Genomic DNA, 20,793 nt, shown 5'->3' on the forward strand with positions numbered 1-20,793 from the left:
GCTTACGCTTCGACCGGAGCTTCCGACTGCTCGACGCTCAGCGCCTCTTCCGCCGGCGGCTCGTCCATCGCGCCGAGATCGCGGCCCGAATGCGCCATCGCTTGCTGACCGCCACGAGTCGCGGCGATCGCGATCGCTTCGCAGTACAGACGGATCGCGCGGCTGGCGTCGTCGTTCGCCGGCACCGGGAAAGCGATGCCGTCCGGCGAGACGTTCGAATCGAGGATCGCGACGACCGGGATACCCAGCGTGTTGGCTTCCTTGATCGCCAGTTCTTCCTTGTTCGCATCAATGACGAACATGATGTCGGGAATGCCGCCCAGATCGCGGATACCGCCGAGCGACAGCTCCAGCTTGTCCTTCTCGCGGGTCAGGTTCAGCACTTCCTTCTTGGTCAGGCCGTGCGTGTCGCCCGACAGCTGCTCTTCGAGCGCCTTGAGACGCTTGATCGAGTTGCTGATCGTCTTCCAGTTGGTGAGCATGCCGCCCAGCCAGCGATGGTTGACAAAATGCTGGCCCGACTTGCGAGCGGCTTCGGCGATCGGCTCCTGCGCCTGACGCTTGGTGCCGACGAACAGGACCTTGCCGCCCGACGCGACAGTCGACGACACGAATTCGAGCGCGCGCGCGAACAGCGGCACGGTCTGCGACAGGTCGAGGATGTGGACGCCGTTACGATCGCCAAAGATGTACGGCTTCATTTTCGGGTTCCAGCGGTGGGTCTGGTGGCCGAAGTGCGCGCCCGACTCGAGCAGCGCCTGCATGGTGACGACGGGTGCCGCCATAGGATAATTCCTTCCGGTTGATCCTCTGGGAAGCAGGAACCCTTATCGAGCCAAAGGCTCGGGCACCGGTATGTACGCTTCCCATGTGGGGTTGAGACCGGCGCCCTTAGCGCAGGACGTGCTAACGATCAAGTCTTGACGTTGGAACGATATGAGAACATTACAGGTCCAGAAGCGGATCATGGAACCGTGATCCGGCCGAGATGTTCGACAAATTGCGGTTTTTTGGAATCGCATCTGTTCCGGGGAGTTTTGAGATGGCCCTGTTTGCTTACGCCTTGTTCGCCGCCGCGTTCATGATCGCCATGGGAACGATCGTCGCCACCATCCTGCCGGCGAGCGATCGCATCCTGCGCCTGCTGCGCCAGGGTCCGGAATGGTCGATCGATCCGCTGCCGCCGGTTCGCCTGACGTCGCGACGCGGCGTCATCCGGCAGCGCGCTGTTACGGTCGCGCCGCAGCCGCTTCGCGCTGCCGCCTGATCCGGCCATAGCTGCGGATGCTGAACGGTAGCGTCGCCAGATAGGCGACGCATACCACCGTCAACGTCTGCCACGGGGCGGATACCAGTGCCGCGGCCACCACGACCAGTCCGACGATCGCTTCAAAGCGGATGTGGCGGCGAAGTTTAAGCGACGACCAGCTGAACGTCGCGAGGCTCGACACCATTAAAAACGCGACGAATGCCACCCATGGCGCCACGATCCATGGCGAGCGAAAGATCGCCTCACCGCTCCAGATCCAGGCATAGAGCGGCAACATCGCAAGGCCCGCGCCGGCCGGCGCCGGAATGCCGGTCAGGAAACCCGCCGATTTATGTGGCTGTTCGGCGACGTCGATCCGCGCATTGAACCTGGCAAGCCGCAGCGCAGTGAACACAGCATAGATCAACGAGACGATCCAGCCGACGCGCGGTTCGTTGAGCAACGCCCATAGATACATGATCAGCGCCGGCGATACGCCGAACGAGATCGCATCCGACAGCGAATCCAATTCCGCTCCGAACCGGCTCTCACCGCGCAACATGCGCGCGACCCGGCCGTCGATACCGTCGAGAACGCCAGCCAGCAGCACCATCAGCACGGCGCGTTCCCATTCGCCGCCGATGGCGAACCGGATACCGGTCAGGCCGGAACATAAAGCGAGCGCGGTGACCGCGTTCGGAGCGAGGGCACGCAGCGGAATACCGCGGACTGGCAGGGGGCGCCGCATCGTTACTGCGCAATCCCGGAGGGCGCGGGCAGGCCCGGTCGACCAAGGACCGTCTCCCCGGCGACGCTGCGCTGGCCGAGCACGACCTGCGGCGCGATCCCTTCAGGCAGGAACACGTCGACCCGGCTGCCGAATCGGATCAGTCCGACCCGCTGCCCGGCGGCAACGAAGTCGCCCGATTTCACGAAACCGACGATCCGCCGCGCGACGAGTCCCGCGATCTGGGTGAAGCCCACCCGCTGGCCGTCGAGGCTCTCGACCACGACATGCTGGCGTTCATTCTCGTCGCTCGCCTTGTCGAGATCGGCATTCAGGAATTTGCCCGAAATATAGACCACCTGCCGGATCGTTCCGGCAATCGGGGTGCGGTTGATATGGACGTCGAACACCGACATGAAAATCGATACGCGCACCAGCGGCTGATCGCCGAGACCGTTCGGCCCGCGCAATTCCGGCGGCAGTTCGACGCGCTCGATCATCGTCACCAGCCCGTCGGCAGGCGCGACGATCAGCCCCTCGCCCTGCGGCGTGGTGCGGATCGGATCGCGGAAAAAGGCCGCGACCCACAAGGTGACCAGCGCCATCGGCCAGGCCAGCGTCTCCCACGCCATGAAAGCGAAGAAAGCGGTGACGGCGGCGGCGATGAGGACGTATTTGCGCCCTTCGGGATGAACCGAGGGCCAGCGCCACTTGACGGTCGTGGTGCCGACCGCGGGCTTTTCGAGCGATGCCATGAAGCGTGGTGTACCCAAGGCGGGCCGTGCTGACAACCGCCGCGCATTCCCGACCCGGTTGATCCTTGCCAACCGACCCCGTAAGGCCGCGGCAATCGCAACAGACATCGAGAGCAGGCGCATGGCGAAGATCAAGGTCAAAACCCCGGTCGTGGAAATCGACGGCGACGAAATGACCCGCATCATCTGGGCATGGATTCGCGAGCGGCTGATCCAGCCCTACCTCGAAATCGACCTCGACTATTACGATCTCGGCATCGAAAAGCGCGACGAGACCGACGACAAGATCACCGTCGACAGCGCCAAGGCGATCCAGAAGTACGGCGTCGGCGTGAAGTGCGCCACGATCACCCCCGACGAACAGCGCGTCGAGGAATTCGGCCTGAAGAAGATGTGGCGTTCGCCCAACGGCACGATCCGCAATATCCTCGGCGGCGTCGTATTCCGCGAACCGATCGTCATTTCGAACGTCCCGCGCCTGATCCCCGGCTGGACCAAGCCGATCGTCGTCGGCCGCCATGCGTTCGGCGACCAGTATAAGGCGACCGATTTCAAGGTCCCCGGTGCCGGCAAGCTGACCATGAAGTGGGAAGGCACCGACGGTCAGGTGATCGAGGAGGAGGTGTTCGACTTCCCGGCCGCCGGCGTCGCCATGGGCATGTACAATCTCGACGAATCGATCCGCGATTTCGCGCGCGCGTCGATGAACTATGGCCTCGGCCGCGGCTGGCCGGTGTATCTGTCCACCAAGAACACGATCCTCAAGGCGTATGACGGCCGCTTCAAGGATATCTTCGAAGAGGTGTTCGCGGCAGAGTTCAAGGACAAGTTCCAGACCGCCGGCATCGAATATCAGCATCGTCTGATCGACGACATGGTCGCCTCGGCGCTCAAGTGGCATGGCGAATTCGTCTGGGCCTGCAAGAACTATGACGGCGACGTGCAGTCGGATCAGGTCGCGCAGGGCTTCGGTTCGCTGGGTCTCATGACCTCGGTCCTGATGTCGCCAGACGGCAAGACGATCGAGGCCGAGGCGGCGCATGGCACCGTTACGCGTCACTATCGCCAGCATCAGCAGGGCAAGGCGACCTCGACCAACCCGATCGCGTCGATCTTCGCGTGGACCGGTGGCCTGAAGTATCGCGGCAAGTTCGACGATACGCCCGAAGTCACCAAGTTCGCCGAAACGCTGGAGCGCGTCTGCATCGAGACCGTCGAGGCGGGGCATATGACGAAGGATCTCGCGATCCTGATCGGTCCGAACCAGCCATGGATGACCACCGAACAGTTCTTCGAACAGGTTCGCGTCAACCTCGAATCGGCGATGGGTTCGCAGGGCTGATCCACGCCGACCTGACGGTCGAATGAGCGGCGTCCATCCCATCGGATGGGCGCCGTTCGTGCGTTAGCGGTTGCCGCCACCGTGTCGCATCCGCAACAATGCGCCCATGCCGTTGCCGATTGATTCCACGCCGTTCAGCGATTCGCTGGTCATTCTGGGGGCCGCCGGCCTCGTCATTCCTGCCTTTGCCCGGTTTCGCGTCAATCCGGTGATCGGGTTCATCCTCGTCGGCGTTCTTGTCGGTCCGTTCGGGCTGGGCGCGTTGGTCGACCGGGTGCCGTGGCTCTATCACATCACGATTACCGACCGGCATTCGATCGAGCCCTTTGCCGAATTCGGCATCATCCTGCTGCTGTTCTCGATCGGTCTCGAACTGTCGTTCAAACGGCTTTGGGCGATGCGGCGGCAGGTGTTCGGGCTGGGTGCCGCCGAGCTGCTGGGATCGGGTCTGCTGATCGGCCTTGCGCTGATGGTCATGGGGCAGGCGAGCACCGGTGCGATCGGCCTTGGCCTTGCCCTTGCCCTCTCCTCAACCGCGCTGGTGCTGCCGATGGCAGGCACCACCGGGCCGGTCGGGCGCACCGCCTTCGCGATGTTGCTGTTCGAGGATCTGGCGCTCGTGCCGATCATCTTCGCATTGGGCGCGTTGGCACCGACCGCAACCGATGAGGGTTGGGTCGGCCTTGCCAACACGGCGCTATGGGGCGGGGTCAGCGTCGCGGCGCTGTATCTTGCCGGAAGGTTCATCCTGCCGAAGCTGTTCGCACAGGCAGCGCGGACCAAAAGTCCCGAATTGTTCCTGTCGGCCAGCCTGCTGGTGGTGATCGTCGCCAGTCTGGTCACCACCGCCGCAGGCCTGTCGCCCATCGTCGGCGCGCTGCTCGCCGGACTGCTGATCGCCGAGACCGAATATCATAGCGAGGTCGAGGTCATCACCGCGCCGTTCAAGGGGCTGGCGCTCGGCGTGTTCCTGATTACCATCGGCATGAGCCTCGACATCGCGACGATCGTCGAGAATTGGCCCGAATTGCTCGGTGCGATCGCCGGGGTGGTGGTGGTGAAGGCACTGGTCACCAGTATATTGTTGCGGCTGAACGGCGTGCGCCCCGGCACCGCGACCGAAACCGGGCTGTTGATGGCCAGCCCGTCCGAAACGACGTTGATCGTGCTGGCGGCGGCGACGCAGGCGCAGTTGATCCAGGCATCGACCGCCGCCTTCTGGCAGACGGTCACCGCGATCGGCCTGACCATCACGCCGCTGCTGGCGATGCTCGGCAAGCGCGCATCGCGGCGGATCGAACGCCGGACCGGTAGCGAGGAATCGCCCCCGGTCGACCCGACCGGATCGGGCGTCGTCATCATCGGGTTCGGCCGGGTCGGTCGTCTGGTCGCGGAAATGCTCAAGACGCACGGCAAGCGTTATATTGCCGTTGACTCGGACATCGACAATGTCGCGTTGGCGCGGGCCGAGGGGCACCCGATCCTGTTCGGTGACGTCGCGCGCTCGGAACTGGTCGATCGGCTCGATCTGGGCCGGGCCACCGCACTGGTACTGACGATGGATGATCCGGTGTTGACCGTGCGGTTGACGCGGCGCGTGCGAGGGTGGGTGCCGAACCTCACGATCCTCGCCCGCGCCCGCGACGCCGCGCATGCCGCCGAACTCTACGCTGCCGGGGTGAGCGATGCCGTGCCCGAAACGCTCGAAAGCTCGCTGCAATTATCCGAAGCGGTGCTCGTCGATCTCGGCGTCGCGATGGGACCGGTCATCGCCTCGATCCACGAAAAGCGCGACGAGTTGCGCCAGATGATCCGCGAACAGGCAAGCATCGAGCGCGAGCCGCGCATCCGGCGGCTGCGGCGGGTCGACGATCCGACCTGACGTCCTGTCCGTGCAAAGAGCGCCGCCGCCGGCATCGATCCGGGGCGGCGCTGTTCGTCGCTGCCTAGCCGCGACCGATCAATCGGCGGGCGATCGCATCGGCGACGTCCGAATGCGGCAGTCCGCTCGCGTCGCTTTCGTCCCACACCTCGACCAGCCGGTCGGGAATGCGCGCGATGCGGCTTTCGACCTCGGCACGGTCGCCCTGCCCCAGATATTCGAGCGCGACGTTGATGATGCCGCCGGCGTTGATGACATAGTCCGGGGCATAAAGGATGCCGCGCTCTTGCAGGCGCTTGCCGTCCCCTGCCGTCGCCAGCTGGTTGTTCGCGCCGCCGGCCACGGCCTTGCACCGCAACGCCGCGATCGTGGCCTCGTCCAGCACCGCGCCGAGTGCGTTCGGGCTGACGATGTCGGCCTCCAGCGTCAGGACCGATGCCGGGTCAGCGGTCGTGGCCCCCAGTTCGCTGGCCAGCGCTTCCGCCCGCGCTTCGTTGACGTCGGCCAGCGTCAGCACCGCGCCGTCCTTCGCGAGCAGCCGGGCAAGGCCACCACCGACCGAGCCGACGCCCTGTACCGCCACGCGCACGCCGCGCATGTCGTCGGTACCGAGCGCCCGCTTCGCCGCTGCGCGCACGCCGAGATAGACGCCCATCGCGGTGAACGGGCCGGGATCGCCGCCGGCATTGCCCGCCGCGACCGGCAGGCCCGACACATATTTGGTGGCGCTGGAAATAGTGATCATGTCGGCTTCGGACATGCCGACATCCTCGGCCGTCACATAGCGACCGCCGAGCGATTCGACCGCTCGACCGAACGCGCCGAGCAATTCGGGGGTCTTGGCCCCGCCCTCGGGCGCCAGAACCACGCCCTTACCGCCGCCCATCGGCAGGCCGGCCATCGCATTCTTGAAGCTCATACCGCGCGACAAGCGGAGCGCGTCGGTAACGGCCGCTTCGCTGCTGGCGTACCGCCAGAAGCGGACACCGCCCGCCGCCGGTCCGAGCGTGGTCGAATGGACCGCGATGACGCAGCGCAAGCCGGTCCGGTGATCCGAGAACAGGTGGATGCCTTCGTGATCGTCGAAGTCGGGATAGCCCCAATCGGTTTGCACGGTGGCGGCTCCAGCGCTGTAAGGGATGGGGCGACCGACGGGACTTGAACCCGCAACTTCCGGCATCACAAGCCGGCGCTCTAACCAATTGAACTACGGTCGCCGTGGAAGGGCGCGATTAGCCGGGCCGCACGCATCGGTCAAGCAGTGGCGTGCCGACAATCCTTCTGGCAGGAAAAAGACCATGGAAACGGTCCCAGCCCCTGCCCCCGCCCACCCGAATTTCGGCTCCGGCTTTCCGAGCGAGCCGGTCGTCGCGCATATCATGACCCGCCCGGGCGTGCAGCGCGTGCCCAGCGCCAGGCTGTCGCTGTTCATCCGGCGCGCGCTGATCCCGGCCGAGCTGTGCGAGGCGTTGATCGAGCGGATCGACGCCAAACGCCGCCCGTCGACGATCGCCGACGCGAATGGTGACCCGACCTTCCGCACCAGCGAAACCTGCGACCTCGATTCGACCGATCCGGTAGTCGCGGCGGCCGAGTCGCTGATCCTAGACTTTTGCGGCCTCGACCCCGCGCATGGCGAGCCGTTGCAGGGGCAACGCTATGCCGTCGGACAGGAGTTCAAGGCGCATACCGACTATTTCGACCCGCACGGCGGCGACTTCGCGCGATATTGCTCGGTTGCCGGCAACCGGACCTGGACGGTGATGCTGTACCTGAACGAACCCGGCGCGGGCGGCGCAACGCGGTTCAAGGCGATCGACAAGATCGTCCAGCCCGAAACCGGCAAATTGCTGGCGTGGAACAACCTGCGCGCCGATGGCAGCCCCAATCCGGCGACGTTGCATCACGGGATGAAGGTCCGCGACGGTAGCAAATATGTGCTGACGAAATGGTTTCGCGAGCGCCCGTGGGGATAGGCGAACGGGCCGCCGGCATCGCTGCCGACGGCCCGTCGATCCGTTCCGAACGGGATCAGAACTGGGCGGTGATTCCCAGTGAGAACATCCGGCCGAGATTGTAGCGGTTGATATAGACCTGATTTCCGCCGAAATCCTGACCTTCGGAGAAGCGCGTACCGGTCAGGTTGCGGGCCTCTGCCTTCACTTCCAGCTGCGCGCCGGCGACTTCGATGCCCTGCCGTGCGACGAGGTCGAGGCGGATGCCCGGACGCTCGACGATATCGGGCTGGAACCCGCTGCCTGACAGGTTCGACGGACCGCGATTGGTCACGCGGTCGCTGGCATAGTTGAACAGCAAGGTCAGCTGCGACAGAGCCGCCGTATCTTCGACCCCCAGCTGGACGTTGACCAGATGGTCCGACTGGCCGGTCAGCGGCGCGCCGTCGCGGAACAGCGCGTTCGCCCGACCGAAGCCGGCCTGACAGCCGCCGATACCGGGCGATCCCAGCGCCGCCGCCGGGTTGGGCACGCAGGTGCCGTCCGCCGTAATCTGCGACTGGGTGTAGGTATAGTTCGCCAGCAGCAGCAGGCGGCGGGTCGCAAAGACATTGCCGAGACCGCTCAGCGGCACGTATTTCAGCGCCTCGACCTCGGCACCATAGAGCGTCGCCTTGGGCAGATAGGTGAAGCCGGTCTGCAACGTCGCGTCGGGGCTGGGATAGAAGCCCGCCTGTTCGATCGGGTTGTCGATACGCTTGTAGAAGCCTGCAGCGGTAATGCGTTGATCGCGACCGAAGAACCATTCGTAGCGACCCTCGAGGTTCCAGAGCTTGGAATCGCGCAGGTTCGGGTTACCGAAGAACAGGCGATCCGAGTCTGGATCGCGGAACTGCTGCGGGGCCAATTCGCGGAACTGCGGACGCGAGATCGTCTTCGCGCCACTGAGGCGAAGCTGCATGTCCGACGCGAAGTTCCACGTCAGCGTGCCCGCCGGCAACCAATAGGCATTCTTCAGGATCGTCGGCGTCAGATTGATCGGCGTGACCCGCTCGTTCGCCGTTTCGTACCGGACACCGGCCACGGCGCGCAGCCCGTCCGACACTTCCGCCTCGGCCTGCACATAGCCGGCATGGATTTCGAGACTGGCGTCATAGGCATAGGCACCGGCCTGGGTATTGAACTGCAGCTCGATCGTGCAGGCACCAGCACCGCGCTGCGGACAGGCGTTGAACAGCGAATCGGGCGACAGCAGATAGTCGGGTCGCAACAGATTGTTCGGGAAACCGGGGGCGGTGCCGGCACCGTCGCTGGTCTGATAGTTGAACTGCAACCGGCGCGACGAACGGTCGGTGTTCGAATAGAAATAGCCGGTCGATACGGTCATCGGACGATCGGTCGGCAGCTTGTACGCGAGATCCGCCTGTCCGGTGTACAGGTCTTCGTTCAGTTCGCTGAACACGACGCTGGCAAACGGCGAGAAGCGCTGCGTCACCTGATAGGCACCGTTGCAGTTGAAGCCGCGCGACACCGGGGCATCGGTGACCGTGATCGGATAGCCGTTGGTGGTGCGGTTCGAGCACAGATAGTCGAACTGGCGTTCGTACGGCGCATTACGCTTCGAATTGGCGAAGGCACCGCGGGCGTCGAACTTCAGCGCGTCGGTCAGCTTGAATTCGCCGACCAGCTGGCTCTCGATCAGCTGGCGTTCGAACCAGTTGGTGTTCTGTTGAACGCGCAAGCCGCTGAAGTTGTTGTAATTGTCCGACGCCGCCAGACGACCCTGCTTCAGCGTGTCGTGGATGTAGACGTTGGTCCAGCGCAGCGTATTGTCGTTGAACTCATAGCCCAACCCGACCAGCCCGTTGGCGACGATCCGGTTGTCGGTCAGCACGGTATGGAAGTCATTGCGGACCGTGCCATTTTCGCTGACGCTGTCTTGCTGGGTTGCGTCACGCGTCCGGAACGTATTCGACAGGCCGAGCGAGGCGATGACGCCCAGACGATCGCTGCCGACATCGAACACCGACCCGCCGGAAATCTCGCCCGACAGGTTCGCCGGCAGCTGGTTGTTGGCCTGCAACAGCGAGGTCCGGGCATTGTCGAGCTGCGCGACCTGCGCGACCGGGATCAGGCCCGATCCCTTGTCCGCATTGCGGATGAACGACGGCACGCCGCGCGTCCCGTCGTCATAGCCGATCCAGTCGCTCTTGCCGCCGGCATAGACATAACCGAGCTCGCTGGTGGTGACGGTATCGGCAGCGACCGATCCGCCGATCGACAGGAAGTTCTTCTTCGGGATCGCCTTCGACGTCAGGTTGATGACACCACCGCCGAATTCACCGGGAAAGTTGACCGAATAAGTCTTCTGCACCAGCGCCGACCCGACGATCGACGTCGGGAAGATGTCGAGCGGAACCGACCGGCGCAGCGGTTCGGGGCTGGGCAACGGCGAACCGTTGAGCAGCGACGACGAATAGCGATCGCCGAGACCACGGACATAGACGAAACCACCACCGACGACCGACAGCCCGGTCACGCGGGTCAGTGCGCCGGCGATGTCGCCGTCGCCGGTCCGGGCGATGTCCGCTTCCGACAGCACCGACACGATTTGCGGCGTGGCGCGCACGACGTTCGGAATATTGCGGCCGACGACGACAATTTCCTCGCCGGCGGCTTCGTCGAAGCCGGGTGACGAGACTTCGGCCGGAGCGTCGGTCGTCGTGCCGTCCTGCGGCGCGGATGCCGCGGTATCGGGTTCGGTGCCGGTCTGGACGACCGGAGGCGTCGTGGTCGCCGGGGCGGCCGGCGTCGTCGACTGTGCCAGCACGGCCGGCGCAACCAGTTGCGAGGTCAGGAGGAGGAGTGTTGCGTAAGCGCGGCGGTGCTGCATGACCGTTGATCCACCTTGTAATTCGTCAAAGAGCGAATGCCGGGACGGGCGTATCGGCCCGCCCCGGCATCGGCGTGTCATCGCGGGTTACGCGATGGGTCGGATCAACGGCCCTGGCAGGCGAAGTAGACCGACGAGAAGACCGGCGGGCCGGCGTCCTGCTTGGTGGTGTCGGCCGCACGGATCGTCGAGCGGTCCGTCGCGCTGGTTTCGCCAGCAATCAGGTTGATGCAGGCGACGTTGCCGACCGACTTCACCACGCCGTTAACGTAGCGCATGTCCGAACCGCCGCGTTGACGGATCGCCGCCGGCGCGAGTGCCGTCTGGATGAAGGTGAAGTTGGCGTAGGTGCTATAGGTACGCGGCAGCAGGTCTTCGCCGTTGTTCGAGTCGATTTCGGTCGAGAACGAGTCGGCGGTCGCGCCGAGCACGCGCTGCGCCGCGATCATGAACTGCATGAAGCCGCGATAGCCGTTGTCGATGTCGAAGCCGTCATCGTCAGCGCCAGTGATGGCGATGTACTTCAGGTTGGTCGTACCGCCGAAGATTTCGATGCCGTCATCGGCCGAATTGTGGCTCTGGATATGATCGAGCACGGTGCCGCTGCCGGTACCGCCCAGCGTCAGGCCCTGCAATTCGTTGCCGTCGCTGATCGCGATGCCCGAATAGCGGATCTGGACATAGGACATCTGGCCCGAATTGTCGGCGGCGTTCGGCCCGCCGTAGAAGCGGCCGGTCACGCCTTCGATCGCCTGCTGACACGTCGTCGACGAACCGTCGGCAGTATTCGGGCCGGTGCCGGTGGCGCAGACGGCGGTCGGCGCACGGCCGAGCAGGATGATACCGCCCCACTGACCCTGCGACGCGTCCGACACGCCGTTGTTTGCGAGGTTCTGCTGCGAGGTGAAGATGATCGGTGCGTCGCGCGTACCGATCGCCGAAATCTTCGAACCGCGGTTCACCAGCAACAGGTCGTTGGTGTTTTCCGACGAATCGGCTGCGATCACCGCACCGGCAGCGATCGTCAGCGTCACCCCATTGGCACCAACACTACCTTCGTCGCGACCAACTTCGGTCTGCCCGCGCAGGCGATACACGACGCCCGCGATCTTCGGCAGCGACAGATCGGTGGTGATGTTCTGCGGCAGGCGGCAATAGCGCAGCGTCGGGCTAGTCGAGCTGTTCGTGCCATCGTCGGTCGTGCCGGTCGGACAGACCGAGGTCGCAGCGGCATAGGTACCGATCGATGGCACCGAGGTGCAGCGCGCGCCCGAACCACCGAATTCGGCCGAGGTCGAGTTGCAGGTCCAGCCCTGGAACGCGGTATCGGTCGGACCGTTCAGCGCGCCGACATAGTTGGTGCTGGTGAAGAAGCTGTTGATCGTCGACGGATCGGCTGCGGTCGTCAGCGACGTCGCGCCGACCGGATACACGCCGTTCAGTACCGACCCGACGCCGTTGACGTTGTTGTTGGTGCCGGCGTTGACGATCGCGAGCTGTTCGTCCGACGTCACGGTGATGCCGTTGACAGTGGTTTGCGCGGCGAACTGCGCAGCGGTGATCGCGCTTGGCGTGGCCGACGCGGTTGGGGTGGGCGTGGGAGCCGGTGCCGGAACCGTCACGTTGATGCTGCCGGCACCCGGCGAGGCGACGCCATCGGCTCCGCTGCACCCGGCCAGCGCGGCACAAGCCGTCGTCGCCATGAGAATAAAGCCGAAGCGCTTGCTGCTGGCCATCACCGATGAACTCCCGAAACCTGGTTTGTCGTTATGCGGGCGCGAGGCCCGGCGATCGTCCAGGGCTCCCCCTCTGGCCGATCCACGCTTGCCCGTTAGGATCGGCGGATGACGGCACCATGCGATTCCGGTGAAGGTTCGAAGACGGTACGGTTTCGATTTTGTGACAGTGCGCCGGATCGGGACGGCAGCGTCCCGAATCAGAAACGGCCGCCCGGCACATCGCCTCTGGACAGAGGTTCGACATGCCGGACGGCCGTTGATCTGGTGGGCGCGACAGGGATTGAACCTGTGACCCCACCCGTGTGAAGGGTGTGCTCTACCGCTGAGCTACGCGCCCGGAAAGCCGGAGGCCGGCTCCCTAAAGGGGTCCGGCCATGGTGTCCAGAACTTAATTCACCGAGTCCTTCAGGCCCTTGCCGGCCTTGAACTTCGGCTGCGAGGACGCCTTGATCGTCATCGGTTCACCGGTGCGTGGGTTGCGGCCGGTCGATGCCTTGCGCTTCGATACCGAAAACGTGCCGAATCCGACAAGGCGTACTTCGTCGCCCTTCTTGAGCGCCGCCGAGATGACGTCGAATACCGCTTCGACCGCCTTCATCGCATCGCCGCGGGTAAGCCCCGAATGGTCGGCGACCTGCCCGATCAGCTCCTGCTTGTTCATCCCGTGGAACCCCCTTCGTATCAGAAAAATATGACCAAACTCGAACGCGGCAATAAGGCCGCTTCGTCGAAACCTGTCAAAGCAAATTGGCAAAGTCAGCGCAATCCAATGGATTGCGTAACATCGCTGCCATGCGTCGGTTGGGCGACGCCGGCGGGACGGTGTTACCCGCCCCGCCCCCGTGGATCAATGCGGTCGCGATTCGGCGATACCGGGTACCGGTACGGGCGGCTGCGCAGCCAGATCGTCGGCCTCGGTCCAATCGATCGCGGTCAGCGGTTCGGTCAGGGCGAGTCGCAGCACTTCGTCGACATGCGACACCGGAATGATCTCCAAACCGCTGCGGACGTTCGCCGGGATCTCCGCCAGATCCTTTTCGTTCTCGATCGGAATCAGCACGGTAGTAATACCCCCGCGCATCGCCGCCAGCAGCTTTTCCTTCAAGCCGCCGATCGGCAACACGCGCCCGCGCAGCGTCACTTCGCCGGTCATCGCCACCTCGCGCCGCACCGGCACCCCGGTCAGCGTCGACACGATCGAGGTGACCAGCCCGATGCCGGCAGACGGCCCGTCCTTGGGAACAGCACCTTCGGGCAGATGGATATGCACGTCCTTGCGATGGAACAGGCTCGGCTTGATGCCATAGCCTGGCGAGCGCGCCTTGACGTAGCTCCACGCCGCCTCGACCGATTCCTTCATCACGTCGCCGAGCTTGCCGGTGGTCTTGACCGACCCCTTGCCCGGCACGGTGACGCTTTCGATCGTCAGCAATTCGCCGCCGACTTCGGTCCAGGCGAGACCGGTGACCGCACCGATCTGATGCTCTTCCTCGCCAACACCGAAGCGATACTTACGAACGCCGGCAAATTCCGACAGGTTTTCCGGCGTGACGGTGACCGACGTTGCCTTGCCCTCAAGGATACGGCGCAAGGCCTTGCGAGCCAGCTTCGCGATCTCGCGCTCCAGCGTCCGCACGCCCGCTTCGCGGGTGTAATAGCGGATCAGGTCGCGAAGCCCTTCCTGCGTCAGTTCGAACTCGCCCGCTTTGAGGCCATGGGCATCGACCTGCTTGGCGACCAGATGCCGTTCGGCGATCTCGACCTTCTCGTCCTCGGTATACCCCTCCAGCCGGATGATCTCCATCCGGTCGAGCAACGGCTGCGGCAGGTTCAGCGTGTTGGCGGTGCATACGAACATCACGTCCGACAGATCGATGTCGATCTCCAGATAGTGGTCGTTGAACTTCGCATTCTGTTCGGGGTCGAGCACCTCGAGCAATGCCGATGCCGGATCGCCGCGGAAATCCTGGCCCAGCTTGTCGATCTCGTCGAGCAGGAACAGCGGGTTCGACGCTCCGGCCTTGCGCAGATTGGTGACGATCTTGCCCGGCAGCGAGCCGATATAGGTCCGGCGATGGCCGCGAATTTCGGCCTCGTCGCGCACGCCACCCAGCGACTGCCGAATGAATTCGCGCCCCGTCGCCTTGGCGATCGACTTGCCGAGGCTGGTCTTGCCGACGCCCGGCGGGCCGACGAGACACAGGATCGGCCCCTTCAGCTTGTTGGTCCGCGCCTGCACCGCCAGATACTCGACGATCCGGTCCTTTACCTTTTCCAGCGCGTAATGATCCTCGTCGAGGACGGTCTGCGCAACCGCGATGTCCTTCTTCAGTTTGGACTTCTTGCCCCATGGCAGGCCCAGCAGCACGTCGAGGTAATTGCGCACGACGGTCGCCTCGGCGCTCATCGGCGCCATCGTCTTGAGCTTCTTCAGCTCCGACGTCGCCTTGGTCCGTGCTTCCTTGCTGAGTTTCAGCGTGGCGATCTTCTGGGTCAGCTCGGCGATTTCGTCGCCATCGCCATCCTCGCCCTCGTTACCGAGTTCGCGCTGGATCGCCTTCAACTGCTCGTTCAGATAATATTCGCGCTGGGTCTTCTCCATCTGCCGCTTCACGCGGCTGCGGATCTTCTTTTCGACCTGTAATACGCCCAGTTCGCCTTCCATGAAGGCGAACACCATTTCCAGCCGCTTCTGCGGATCAGCCTCGACCAAGAGAGCCTGCTTGTCGGCGACCTTGACCGCGATGTTGCCAGCGACCGCATCGGCGAGGCGCGAGGCATCGTCCAGCTCGGAAAGCTGCACCGCGGTTTCGGCGGGCAGCTTCTTGTTGAGCTTGGCGTAATTCTCGAACTGGTCGACGACCGACCGCATCAGCGCCTTCAGTTCGGCACTCGGCTGGGCGACGGTTTCGGTGACGCGCTCGTCCATGCCCGCATCGGCATCTTCCAGCGTCGTATCACCCGCTTTGGCCGGAGCGACGGTCGCCACCAGATAATTGTCGACCGTTTCCAGTTCGGTCAGCGTCGCGCGCGCCTTGCCCGACACCAGCACCCGTACCGTACCGTCGGGCAGCTTCAGCATCTGCATGACTTCGGCCGAAACACCGACATCGTACAGGTCTTCGCGCGCCGGATCGTCCTCACCCGGGTCGAGTTGCGCCACGAGGAAGATTTCCTTCGATCCCGCCATCGCCGCTTCCAACGCGGCGACCGACTTGTCGCGCCCGACGAACAGCGGCACGATCATATGCGGAAAGACAACGATATCGCGCAGCGGCAGCACCGGCAGCTTCAGCGGCTCGGACGAAACGGAATTGGTAATCTCGGACATGGACACTCCACGACCCGGCCGAACTGCCGGACCCACCCACCTATATGGTGGTACTTACCGCCCCATCAATCTCCGGTCGATGGGAAGCTGATCGGTGGCCTTTCCCCTGACGCTCCTGCTTGCCGGCGCGGCGGCGCTATCGCCGGCCCCAAAACTGCCACCGATCCCGCCGGTGCATCCGATGACGCTTCGATCTGGAGGGCAGGTCGCACCGGAACGTGCTGCGTTGCGGCTGGCGCATGTCGACCTCGCGATCGAAGCGCTGCCGGCACGGCGCGCGCTGTCCGGGCGGGCCGTCCTTACGCTCGATGCACGGGCGGCGACGCCGCGAATTATCATCGACCTCGACGATGCGTTGACCGTGTCGGCAGTAGCGATCGGCGGGACCGCCCTGCCCAAGGCGGCGTGGCGGCAGGGCGGCGGGCAGATCGTCATCGATCGTCCGCTGTCCACCGGACAACGAGCGGCAATCGACATCCGCTATGCCGGGCAACCACGCGTCGCCAAACGAGCGCCATGGGACGACGGCTTCGTATGGAGCGAATGGCAGGGCAAGCCATGGTTCGGCACCACCGCCCAGCTGACCGGCTGCGACCTGTGGTGGCCTTGTCTCGATTTTCCGGCGGGTGAGCCGGCGACGGCGGACCTGCACTTCACCGTGCCCGCCGGCCTGTCCGCGCCCGCCAATGGCGTGTTGCGCGGGATCGACCGGCTACCGGACGGGCGCACGACGTGGAACTGGCATTCGGGATCGGTGAACCCCTACGCGCTGACGATCAGCGTCGGGCCGTACCGCGAGATCAGCGGTACCTATCGCAGCCGTTATGGCAACGTCATCCCGCTCCATTTCTGGCACCTGGTGGGCAAGGATGCCCCGGCCGCGAAGCTGTTCGACGAATTCGCCCCGACACTCGATTTCTTCGAACAGGTTATCGGCCCCTACCCGTTCGCCGATCAGAAGGTCGGCGTGGTCGAGACGCCGTATCTCGGCATGGAGCATCAGACGATCAACGCCTATGGCAATGGCTACAAGCCGGCACCGGAGGGCTTCGACTGGCTGTTCCAGCACGAATTCAGTCACGAATGGTTCGGCAATCAGATGACGGCGGCCGACTGGGACGATTTCTGGCTGCACGAATCGTTCGCCGCCTACATGCAGCCGCTCTATGCGAAGTGGCGGGAGGGCGATGCCCGTTACATTGCCATGATGCTGGTCCAGCGCGACCGGATCGCCGCCAAGGTTCCCGTCGTGTCGGGCGTTCCCCGCACCGCGCGCGAGATGGAGGGGAAGGCTGGTCCCGGCACCGACGTCTATTTCAAAGGCGCGTGGATGCTCCACACGCTGCGCCACCTGATCGGTGACCGGGCCTTTTTCGCCGCGACCCGGCGGCTGGTGTACGGGCGCCCCGATCCGAAGCCCGGCAATTTCCAGCCGCGGTTTGCGACCACCCGCGATTTAGAGATCGCTGCGGCGCAGGAAAGCCGCCGCGACCTCGGCTGGTTCTTCGACACCTATCTGCGGCGGGGCACCCTCCCCGACCTGATCGAGACCCGCGATGGCGATCGTCTGGCGCTGCGGTGGAAGGTGCCGGGCGATGGCCCATTCCCCCTTCCGGTCGAGGTCGAGGTCGACGGCGTCGTACGAACCGTGCCGATGGCCGACGGCAGCGCCACGATCATCCTGCCGGCCGATGCGCACGTCGTGATCGATCCGATGGCGCGATTGCTACGCCGATCGATCGCGGTCGAACGGATGCAGGCACCGATTGCGCCGCCAAACGTTGCAACGCCATGAAACAGCTTGGAAAACGCGCGGCCGAGATGGCGGCGACCTTCATGATCGGCGACGGTATGCTGGGCTTGTTGCAGCCGCGCCGCCATGTCGAACTATGGCAGGAGCGTGCGGGCGGCGCGCAGTTTCTGGTGCGACCGTTTGTCGACCATCCGAACCGCCGCCGCGCCTATGCCGTCTTGCAGATCGTCGCGGGGCTGGCACTCGCCGCGCGGCAGGTTACGTCACCACGGTGACCCGTTAGCCGCAGAGGCAACGCATTGTGTTGGATCGTTTATCGTGAAGCGATCGTGTCGATCCATGCGGGAAGGTCGCCAAGACCCGACAGTTGCTTGAAGCGGTCGTGATTAGATGGCGGCGGTGCGGCTTCGTGCGTCCATGCCAGCGGCTGCGGTACGAACGCCGCCCACGCTCCGGCGGCCAGCGCGGGCAGGACGTCGGATCGCATCGAATCACCGGCCATCACCGCCCGCTCCGCCGGAACACCATAGCGATCGAACAGCCGCGCAAAGGTGTCGACCGTCTTGTCGCTGACGATCTCGATCCCTGAAAACCGGTCGCCCAGCCCCGACGCCGCCAGCTTCGCCTCCTGATGCAGCAGGTCGCCTTTCGTCACCAAAACCAGTCGGCCACGGTCGGCCAGGGCATCGAGCGTTGCCTCGATCCCGTGCAGCAGTTCGACCGGATGGGCGAGCAGCCGTCGTCCGGCGGCAAGCAGGTCGACGATTACCCCGCTCGGCAATCGCTGACCGCCCAGTTCGAGCGCGGTTTCGATCATCGACAGCGTGAACCCCTTGGCACCATAGCCATAGAGTTTCAGGTTGCGCGCCTCGCACGCCTCAAGGGTTTTCATCGCCACATCGCCGTCCGCAAAGGGCCGAAGCATCGCGACAAAGGCGGCATGCGCCTCCTCGAAATGCCGCATATTGTGCCACAGCGTGTCGTCGGCATCGAGGCAGATGAGGTCGATCGGCATGACTCAGGCGATACCGGACGACCAGGCCCGCCAAAAGCCCATAAACGAAACGGGCGCCGGTTATCCGACGCCCGTCTTTCACTACAGGGTGGGCAGCCTACGCCGCGTCGCCCGCTTTTTTCTTCTCGGCATAGACGCGGACCGGTTCCTTGCGGCCCTCGATCACGTCCTTGTCGATCACGACTTCATCGACGCCATCCATCGACGGCAGATCGAACATCGTGTCGAGCAATATGCCTTCGAGGATCGACCGCAGCCCGCGCGCACCGGTCTTGCGCTCGATCGCGCGCTTCGACACCGAGACCAGCGCCTCGTCGTTGAAGCCGAGCTTCACACCCTCCATGTCGAACAGCTTCTGATACTGTTTAACCAGCGCGTTCTTCGGTTCGGTCAGGATCTTCAACAGCGCCGCAACGTCGAGATCTTCCAGCGTTGCGATCACCGGCAAACGGCCGACGAATTCGGGGATAAGGCCGAACTTGAGCAGATCCTCCGGCTCGGTCTGGCGCAGCACCTCGCCGGTGCGGCGCTCTTCGGGTGCCGCGACATAGGCACCGAAGCCGATCGATTTGCCCTGCAGACGGTCGGCGATGATCTTTTCGAGACCCGCGAACGCACCGCCACAGATGAACAGGATGTTCGTCGTATCGACCTGCAGGAACTCCTGCTGCGGATGCTTGCGCCCGCCCTGCGGCGGAACCGACGCGGTCGTGCCCTCCATCAGCTTGAGCAGCGCCTGCTGCACGCCCTCGCCCGACACGTCGCGCGTAATCGACGGGTTTTCGGCCTTGCGGCTGATCTTGTCGATTTCATCGATGTAAACGATCCCGCGCTGCGCCCGCTCGACGTTATAGTCCGACGCCTGCAGCAGCTTGAGGATGATGTTCTCGACATCCTCGCCGACATAGCCGGCTTCGGTCAGCGTTGTCGCGTCCGCCATGGTGAACGGCACGTCGAGGATGCGTGCCAGCGTCTGCGCCAGCAACGTCTTTCCGCAACCGGTCGGGCCGACCAGCAGGATGTTCGACTTCGCCAGTTCGACGTCGGCACCCTTCTGACCATGGTTCAACCGCTTGTAATGGTTGTGAACCGCGACCGACAGGACACGCTTGGCCTGCTTCTGCCCGATGACGTAATCGTCGAGCACGTTGCAGATTTCCTGCGGCGTCGGGACACCGCCGTCCTTCTTGGCGACCAGAGCCGACTTCGTTTCCTCACGGATGATGTCGTTGCACAGTTCGACGCATTCGTCGCAGATGAACACGGTCGGACCCGCGATCAGCTTACGCACCTCATGCTGCGACTTGCCGCAGAACGAGCAGTACAGTGTGCTCTTGGAGTCGCCGCCGCTGAGCTTCGTCATTCAAATCATCTCCCGCGCCGCCGTGGCGCGTCTTGCCGCCTGTCAGGATACACACAGGCTCATATCCGGCAATGCCTTAAAAGTTTATCCGACCGCGCCGCCGGTTGATGCGCGGTCGGCCGAACCGCCTCAGGCTCCCGAGCTTCCTTCCTCGGGCGCGCCCGGACGCTTGTCGAATACCTGATCGACCAGTCCAAACGCCTTGGCCTCGTCCGCTTCGAGGAAGGTATCGCGGTCCATCGCCCGTTCGATCACATCCAACGGCTTCCCGGTGTATTTCGCGTAAAGGTCGTTCATCCGACGGCGAATACGCAGGATTTCCTTGGCCTGGATTTCGATGTCCGACGCCATGCCCTGCGCGCCGCCCGACGGCTGGTGGATCATGATGCGCGCGTTGGTCAACGCTACACGCATGCCGGGTTCGCCCGACGCCAGCAGGAAGCTGCCCATCGACGCCGCCTGACCGATGCAGACCGTGCCGACGCGTGGACGGATATACTGCATGGTGTCGTGGATCGCCATACCGGCCGTCACCACGCCGCCCGGCGAATTGATGTACATCCAGATGTCCTTCTTCGGATTTTCCGATTCGAGGAACAGCAGCTGAGCGGTGATCAGCGAGGCCATATGATCCTCGACGCCGCCGGTCACGAACACGATGCGTTCACGCAACAGGCGCGAATAGATGTCAAAGCTGCGCTCGCCGCGGCTCGACTGTTCGATGACGATAGGGACGAGGCCGTCGTGAATATCCTGCATTGGGTTCCCGCTGAGTAGAATTCGCCCCCT

17 protein-coding genes and 2 tRNA genes are annotated in these 20,793 nt (G+C 64.1%); 6 read left to right on the forward strand and 13 right to left on the reverse strand.

Features of this window, described 5'->3' with window-relative positions; all coding sequences use genetic code 11:
• Positions 1-2: 2 nt before the first annotated feature.
• Positions 3-785, reverse strand: coding sequence for a 30S ribosomal protein S2 (gene rpsB / locus ASE90_RS00660; protein WP_055994578.1), 783 nt, complete (start codon positions 783-785; stop codon positions 3-5).
• A 257-nt stretch (positions 786-1,042) separates the two neighbouring features.
• Between rpsB and ASE90_RS00665 the strand changes: the two genes are divergently transcribed.
• Positions 1,043-1,267, forward strand: a complete 225-nt coding sequence (locus tag ASE90_RS00665; protein ID WP_055994581.1) for a hypothetical protein — start codon at positions 1,043-1,045, stop codon at positions 1,265-1,267.
• Here the strand turns inward: ASE90_RS00665 and ASE90_RS00670 are convergent.
• Together ASE90_RS00670 and ASE90_RS00675 are read right to left on the reverse strand one after the other, a co-directional pair.
• Positions 1,230-1,997, reverse strand: a complete 768-nt coding sequence (locus ASE90_RS00670) for a CDP-alcohol phosphatidyltransferase family protein (protein ID WP_055994583.1) — start codon at positions 1,995-1,997, stop codon at positions 1,230-1,232. The two genes, ASE90_RS00665 and ASE90_RS00670, sit on opposite strands and share 38 nt — an antisense overlap.
• Before the next feature lie 2 nt (positions 1,998-1,999).
• A complete protein-coding gene (locus ASE90_RS00675) occupies positions 2,000-2,731 on the reverse strand; it encodes a phosphatidylserine decarboxylase (RefSeq protein WP_055994586.1) in 732 nt (243 codons plus the stop codon).
• A 121-nt stretch (positions 2,732-2,852) separates the two neighbouring features.
• On the opposite strand from ASE90_RS00675, the gene ASE90_RS00680 reads away from it, so the two are divergent.
• Positions 2,853-4,073, forward strand: a complete 1,221-nt coding sequence (locus ASE90_RS00680) for an NADP-dependent isocitrate dehydrogenase (RefSeq protein WP_055994589.1) — start codon at positions 2,853-2,855, stop codon at positions 4,071-4,073.
• A gap of 106 nt (positions 4,074-4,179) precedes the next feature.
• Positions 4,180-5,955, forward strand: coding sequence for a cation:proton antiporter (locus ASE90_RS00685; RefSeq protein WP_055994592.1), 1,776 nt, complete (start codon positions 4,180-4,182; stop codon positions 5,953-5,955).
• Positions 5,956-6,019: 64 nt separating this feature from the next.
• On the opposite strand, the gene ASE90_RS00690 is transcribed toward ASE90_RS00685, so the two are convergent.
• Both ASE90_RS00690 and ASE90_RS00695 read right to left on the reverse strand, forming a co-directional pair.
• Positions 6,020-7,069 (reverse strand): Glu/Leu/Phe/Val family dehydrogenase, encoded by a 1,050-nt coding sequence (locus ASE90_RS00690; protein ID WP_055994595.1) that lies wholly within the window; start codon positions 7,067-7,069, stop codon positions 6,020-6,022.
• Positions 7,070-7,095: 26 nt separating this feature from the next.
• Positions 7,096-7,172 (reverse strand) — tRNA-His (locus tag ASE90_RS00695).
• 81 nt (positions 7,173-7,253) lie between these two features.
• On the opposite strand from ASE90_RS00695, the gene ASE90_RS00700 reads away from it, so the two are divergent.
• On the forward strand, positions 7,254-7,931 hold the full coding sequence (locus ASE90_RS00700) for a prolyl hydroxylase family protein (RefSeq protein ID WP_055994598.1): 678 nt from the start codon (positions 7,254-7,256) through the stop codon (positions 7,929-7,931).
• Between the two features lie 55 nt (positions 7,932-7,986).
• Here ASE90_RS00700 and ASE90_RS00705 read toward each other — a convergent pair whose 3' ends face one another.
• The 5 genes from ASE90_RS00705 to lon form a co-directional block, all read right to left on the reverse strand.
• On the reverse strand, positions 7,987-10,803 hold the full coding sequence (locus ASE90_RS00705) for a TonB-dependent receptor domain-containing protein (protein ID WP_055994601.1): 2,817 nt from the start codon (positions 10,801-10,803) through the stop codon (positions 7,987-7,989).
• A 104-nt stretch (positions 10,804-10,907) separates the two neighbouring features.
• Complete coding sequence (locus tag ASE90_RS00710; RefSeq protein WP_055994604.1) at positions 10,908-12,539, reverse strand: hypothetical protein; 1,632 nt, start codon at positions 12,537-12,539, stop codon at positions 10,908-10,910.
• 265 nt (positions 12,540-12,804) lie between these two features.
• Positions 12,805-12,879, reverse strand: a tRNA-Val gene (locus ASE90_RS00715).
• Positions 12,880-12,930: 51 nt separating this feature from the next.
• On the reverse strand, positions 12,931-13,203 hold the full coding sequence (locus tag ASE90_RS00720) for an HU family DNA-binding protein (protein ID WP_055756411.1): 273 nt from the start codon (positions 13,201-13,203) through the stop codon (positions 12,931-12,933).
• 186 nt (positions 13,204-13,389) lie between these two features.
• Complete coding sequence (gene lon / locus ASE90_RS00725) at positions 13,390-15,873, reverse strand: endopeptidase La (protein ID WP_055994607.1); 2,484 nt, start codon at positions 15,871-15,873, stop codon at positions 13,390-13,392.
• 94 nt (positions 15,874-15,967) lie between these two features.
• On the opposite strand from lon, the gene ASE90_RS00730 reads away from it, so the two are divergent.
• Positions 15,968-17,668, forward strand: a complete 1,701-nt coding sequence (locus ASE90_RS00730; RefSeq protein ID WP_055994610.1) for a M1 family metallopeptidase — start codon at positions 15,968-15,970, stop codon at positions 17,666-17,668.
• Entirely contained in the window at positions 17,665-17,901 is a 237-nt protein-coding gene (locus ASE90_RS00735) for a hypothetical protein (RefSeq protein ID WP_055994613.1), read from the forward strand. The genes ASE90_RS00730 and ASE90_RS00735 overlap by 4 nt, the downstream gene beginning before the upstream one ends.
• Before the next feature lie 38 nt (positions 17,902-17,939).
• On the opposite strand, the gene ASE90_RS00740 is transcribed toward ASE90_RS00735, so the two are convergent.
• From ASE90_RS00740 to ASE90_RS00750, 3 genes are all read right to left on the reverse strand, one after another.
• Entirely contained in the window at positions 17,940-18,641 is a 702-nt protein-coding gene (locus tag ASE90_RS00740) for an HAD family hydrolase (protein ID WP_055994616.1), read from the reverse strand.
• A 97-nt stretch (positions 18,642-18,738) separates the two neighbouring features.
• Entirely contained in the window at positions 18,739-20,004 is a 1,266-nt protein-coding gene (clpX, locus tag ASE90_RS00745; protein ID WP_055994619.1) for an ATP-dependent Clp protease ATP-binding subunit ClpX, read from the reverse strand.
• A 129-nt stretch (positions 20,005-20,133) separates the two neighbouring features.
• The gene (locus ASE90_RS00750; RefSeq protein WP_055994623.1) at positions 20,134-20,763 is read right to left on the reverse strand and encodes an ATP-dependent Clp protease proteolytic subunit; all 630 of its coding nucleotides are present in this window, start codon (positions 20,761-20,763) and stop codon (positions 20,134-20,136) included.
• Positions 20,764-20,793 lie beyond the last annotated feature (30 nt).

The organism is Sphingomonas sp. Leaf67, assembly GCF_001421965.1.
In the GTDB taxonomy this organism is placed as follows: Bacteria; Pseudomonadota; Alphaproteobacteria; order Sphingomonadales; family Sphingomonadaceae; genus Sphingomonas.

Bases quoted from the DNA above. Each gene is read 5' to 3' on its own strand.
- clpX (WP_055994619.1), bottom strand. From the start codon at position 20,004: ATGACGAAGCTCAGCGGCGGCGACTCCAAGAGCACACTGTACTGCTCG.
- ASE90_RS00735 (WP_055994613.1), top strand. From the start codon at position 17,665: ATGAAACAGCTTGGAAAACGCGCGGCCGAGATGGCGGCGACCTTCATG.
- ASE90_RS00705 (WP_055994601.1), bottom strand. From the start codon at position 10,803: ATGCAGCACCGCCGCGCTTACGCAACACTCCTCCTCCTGACCTCGCAA.
- ASE90_RS00710 (WP_055994604.1), bottom strand. From the start codon at position 12,539: ATGGCCAGCAGCAAGCGCTTCGGCTTTATTCTCATGGCGACGACGGCT.
- ASE90_RS00750 (WP_055994623.1), bottom strand. From the start codon at position 20,763: ATGCAGGATATTCACGACGGCCTCGTCCCTATCGTCATCGAACAGTCG.
- lon (WP_055994607.1), bottom strand. From the start codon at position 15,873: ATGTCCGAGATTACCAATTCCGTTTCGTCCGAGCCGCTGAAGCTGCCG.
- ASE90_RS00685 (WP_055994592.1), top strand. From the start codon at position 4,180: ATGCCGTTGCCGATTGATTCCACGCCGTTCAGCGATTCGCTGGTCATT.
- ASE90_RS00670 (WP_055994583.1), bottom strand. From the start codon at position 1,997: ATGCGGCGCCCCCTGCCAGTCCGCGGTATTCCGCTGCGTGCCCTCGCT.
- ASE90_RS00720 (WP_055756411.1), bottom strand. From the start codon at position 13,203: ATGAACAAGCAGGAGCTGATCGGGCAGGTCGCCGACCATTCGGGGCTT.
- ASE90_RS00680 (WP_055994589.1), top strand. From the start codon at position 2,853: ATGGCGAAGATCAAGGTCAAAACCCCGGTCGTGGAAATCGACGGCGAC.
- ASE90_RS00700 (WP_055994598.1), top strand. From the start codon at position 7,254: ATGGAAACGGTCCCAGCCCCTGCCCCCGCCCACCCGAATTTCGGCTCC.
- rpsB (WP_055994578.1), bottom strand. From the start codon at position 785: ATGGCGGCACCCGTCGTCACCATGCAGGCGCTGCTCGAGTCGGGCGCG.
- ASE90_RS00740 (WP_055994616.1), bottom strand. From the start codon at position 18,641: ATGCCGATCGACCTCATCTGCCTCGATGCCGACGACACGCTGTGGCAC.
- ASE90_RS00675 (WP_055994586.1), bottom strand. From the start codon at position 2,731: ATGGCATCGCTCGAAAAGCCCGCGGTCGGCACCACGACCGTCAAGTGG.
- ASE90_RS00665 (WP_055994581.1), top strand. From the start codon at position 1,043: ATGGCCCTGTTTGCTTACGCCTTGTTCGCCGCCGCGTTCATGATCGCC.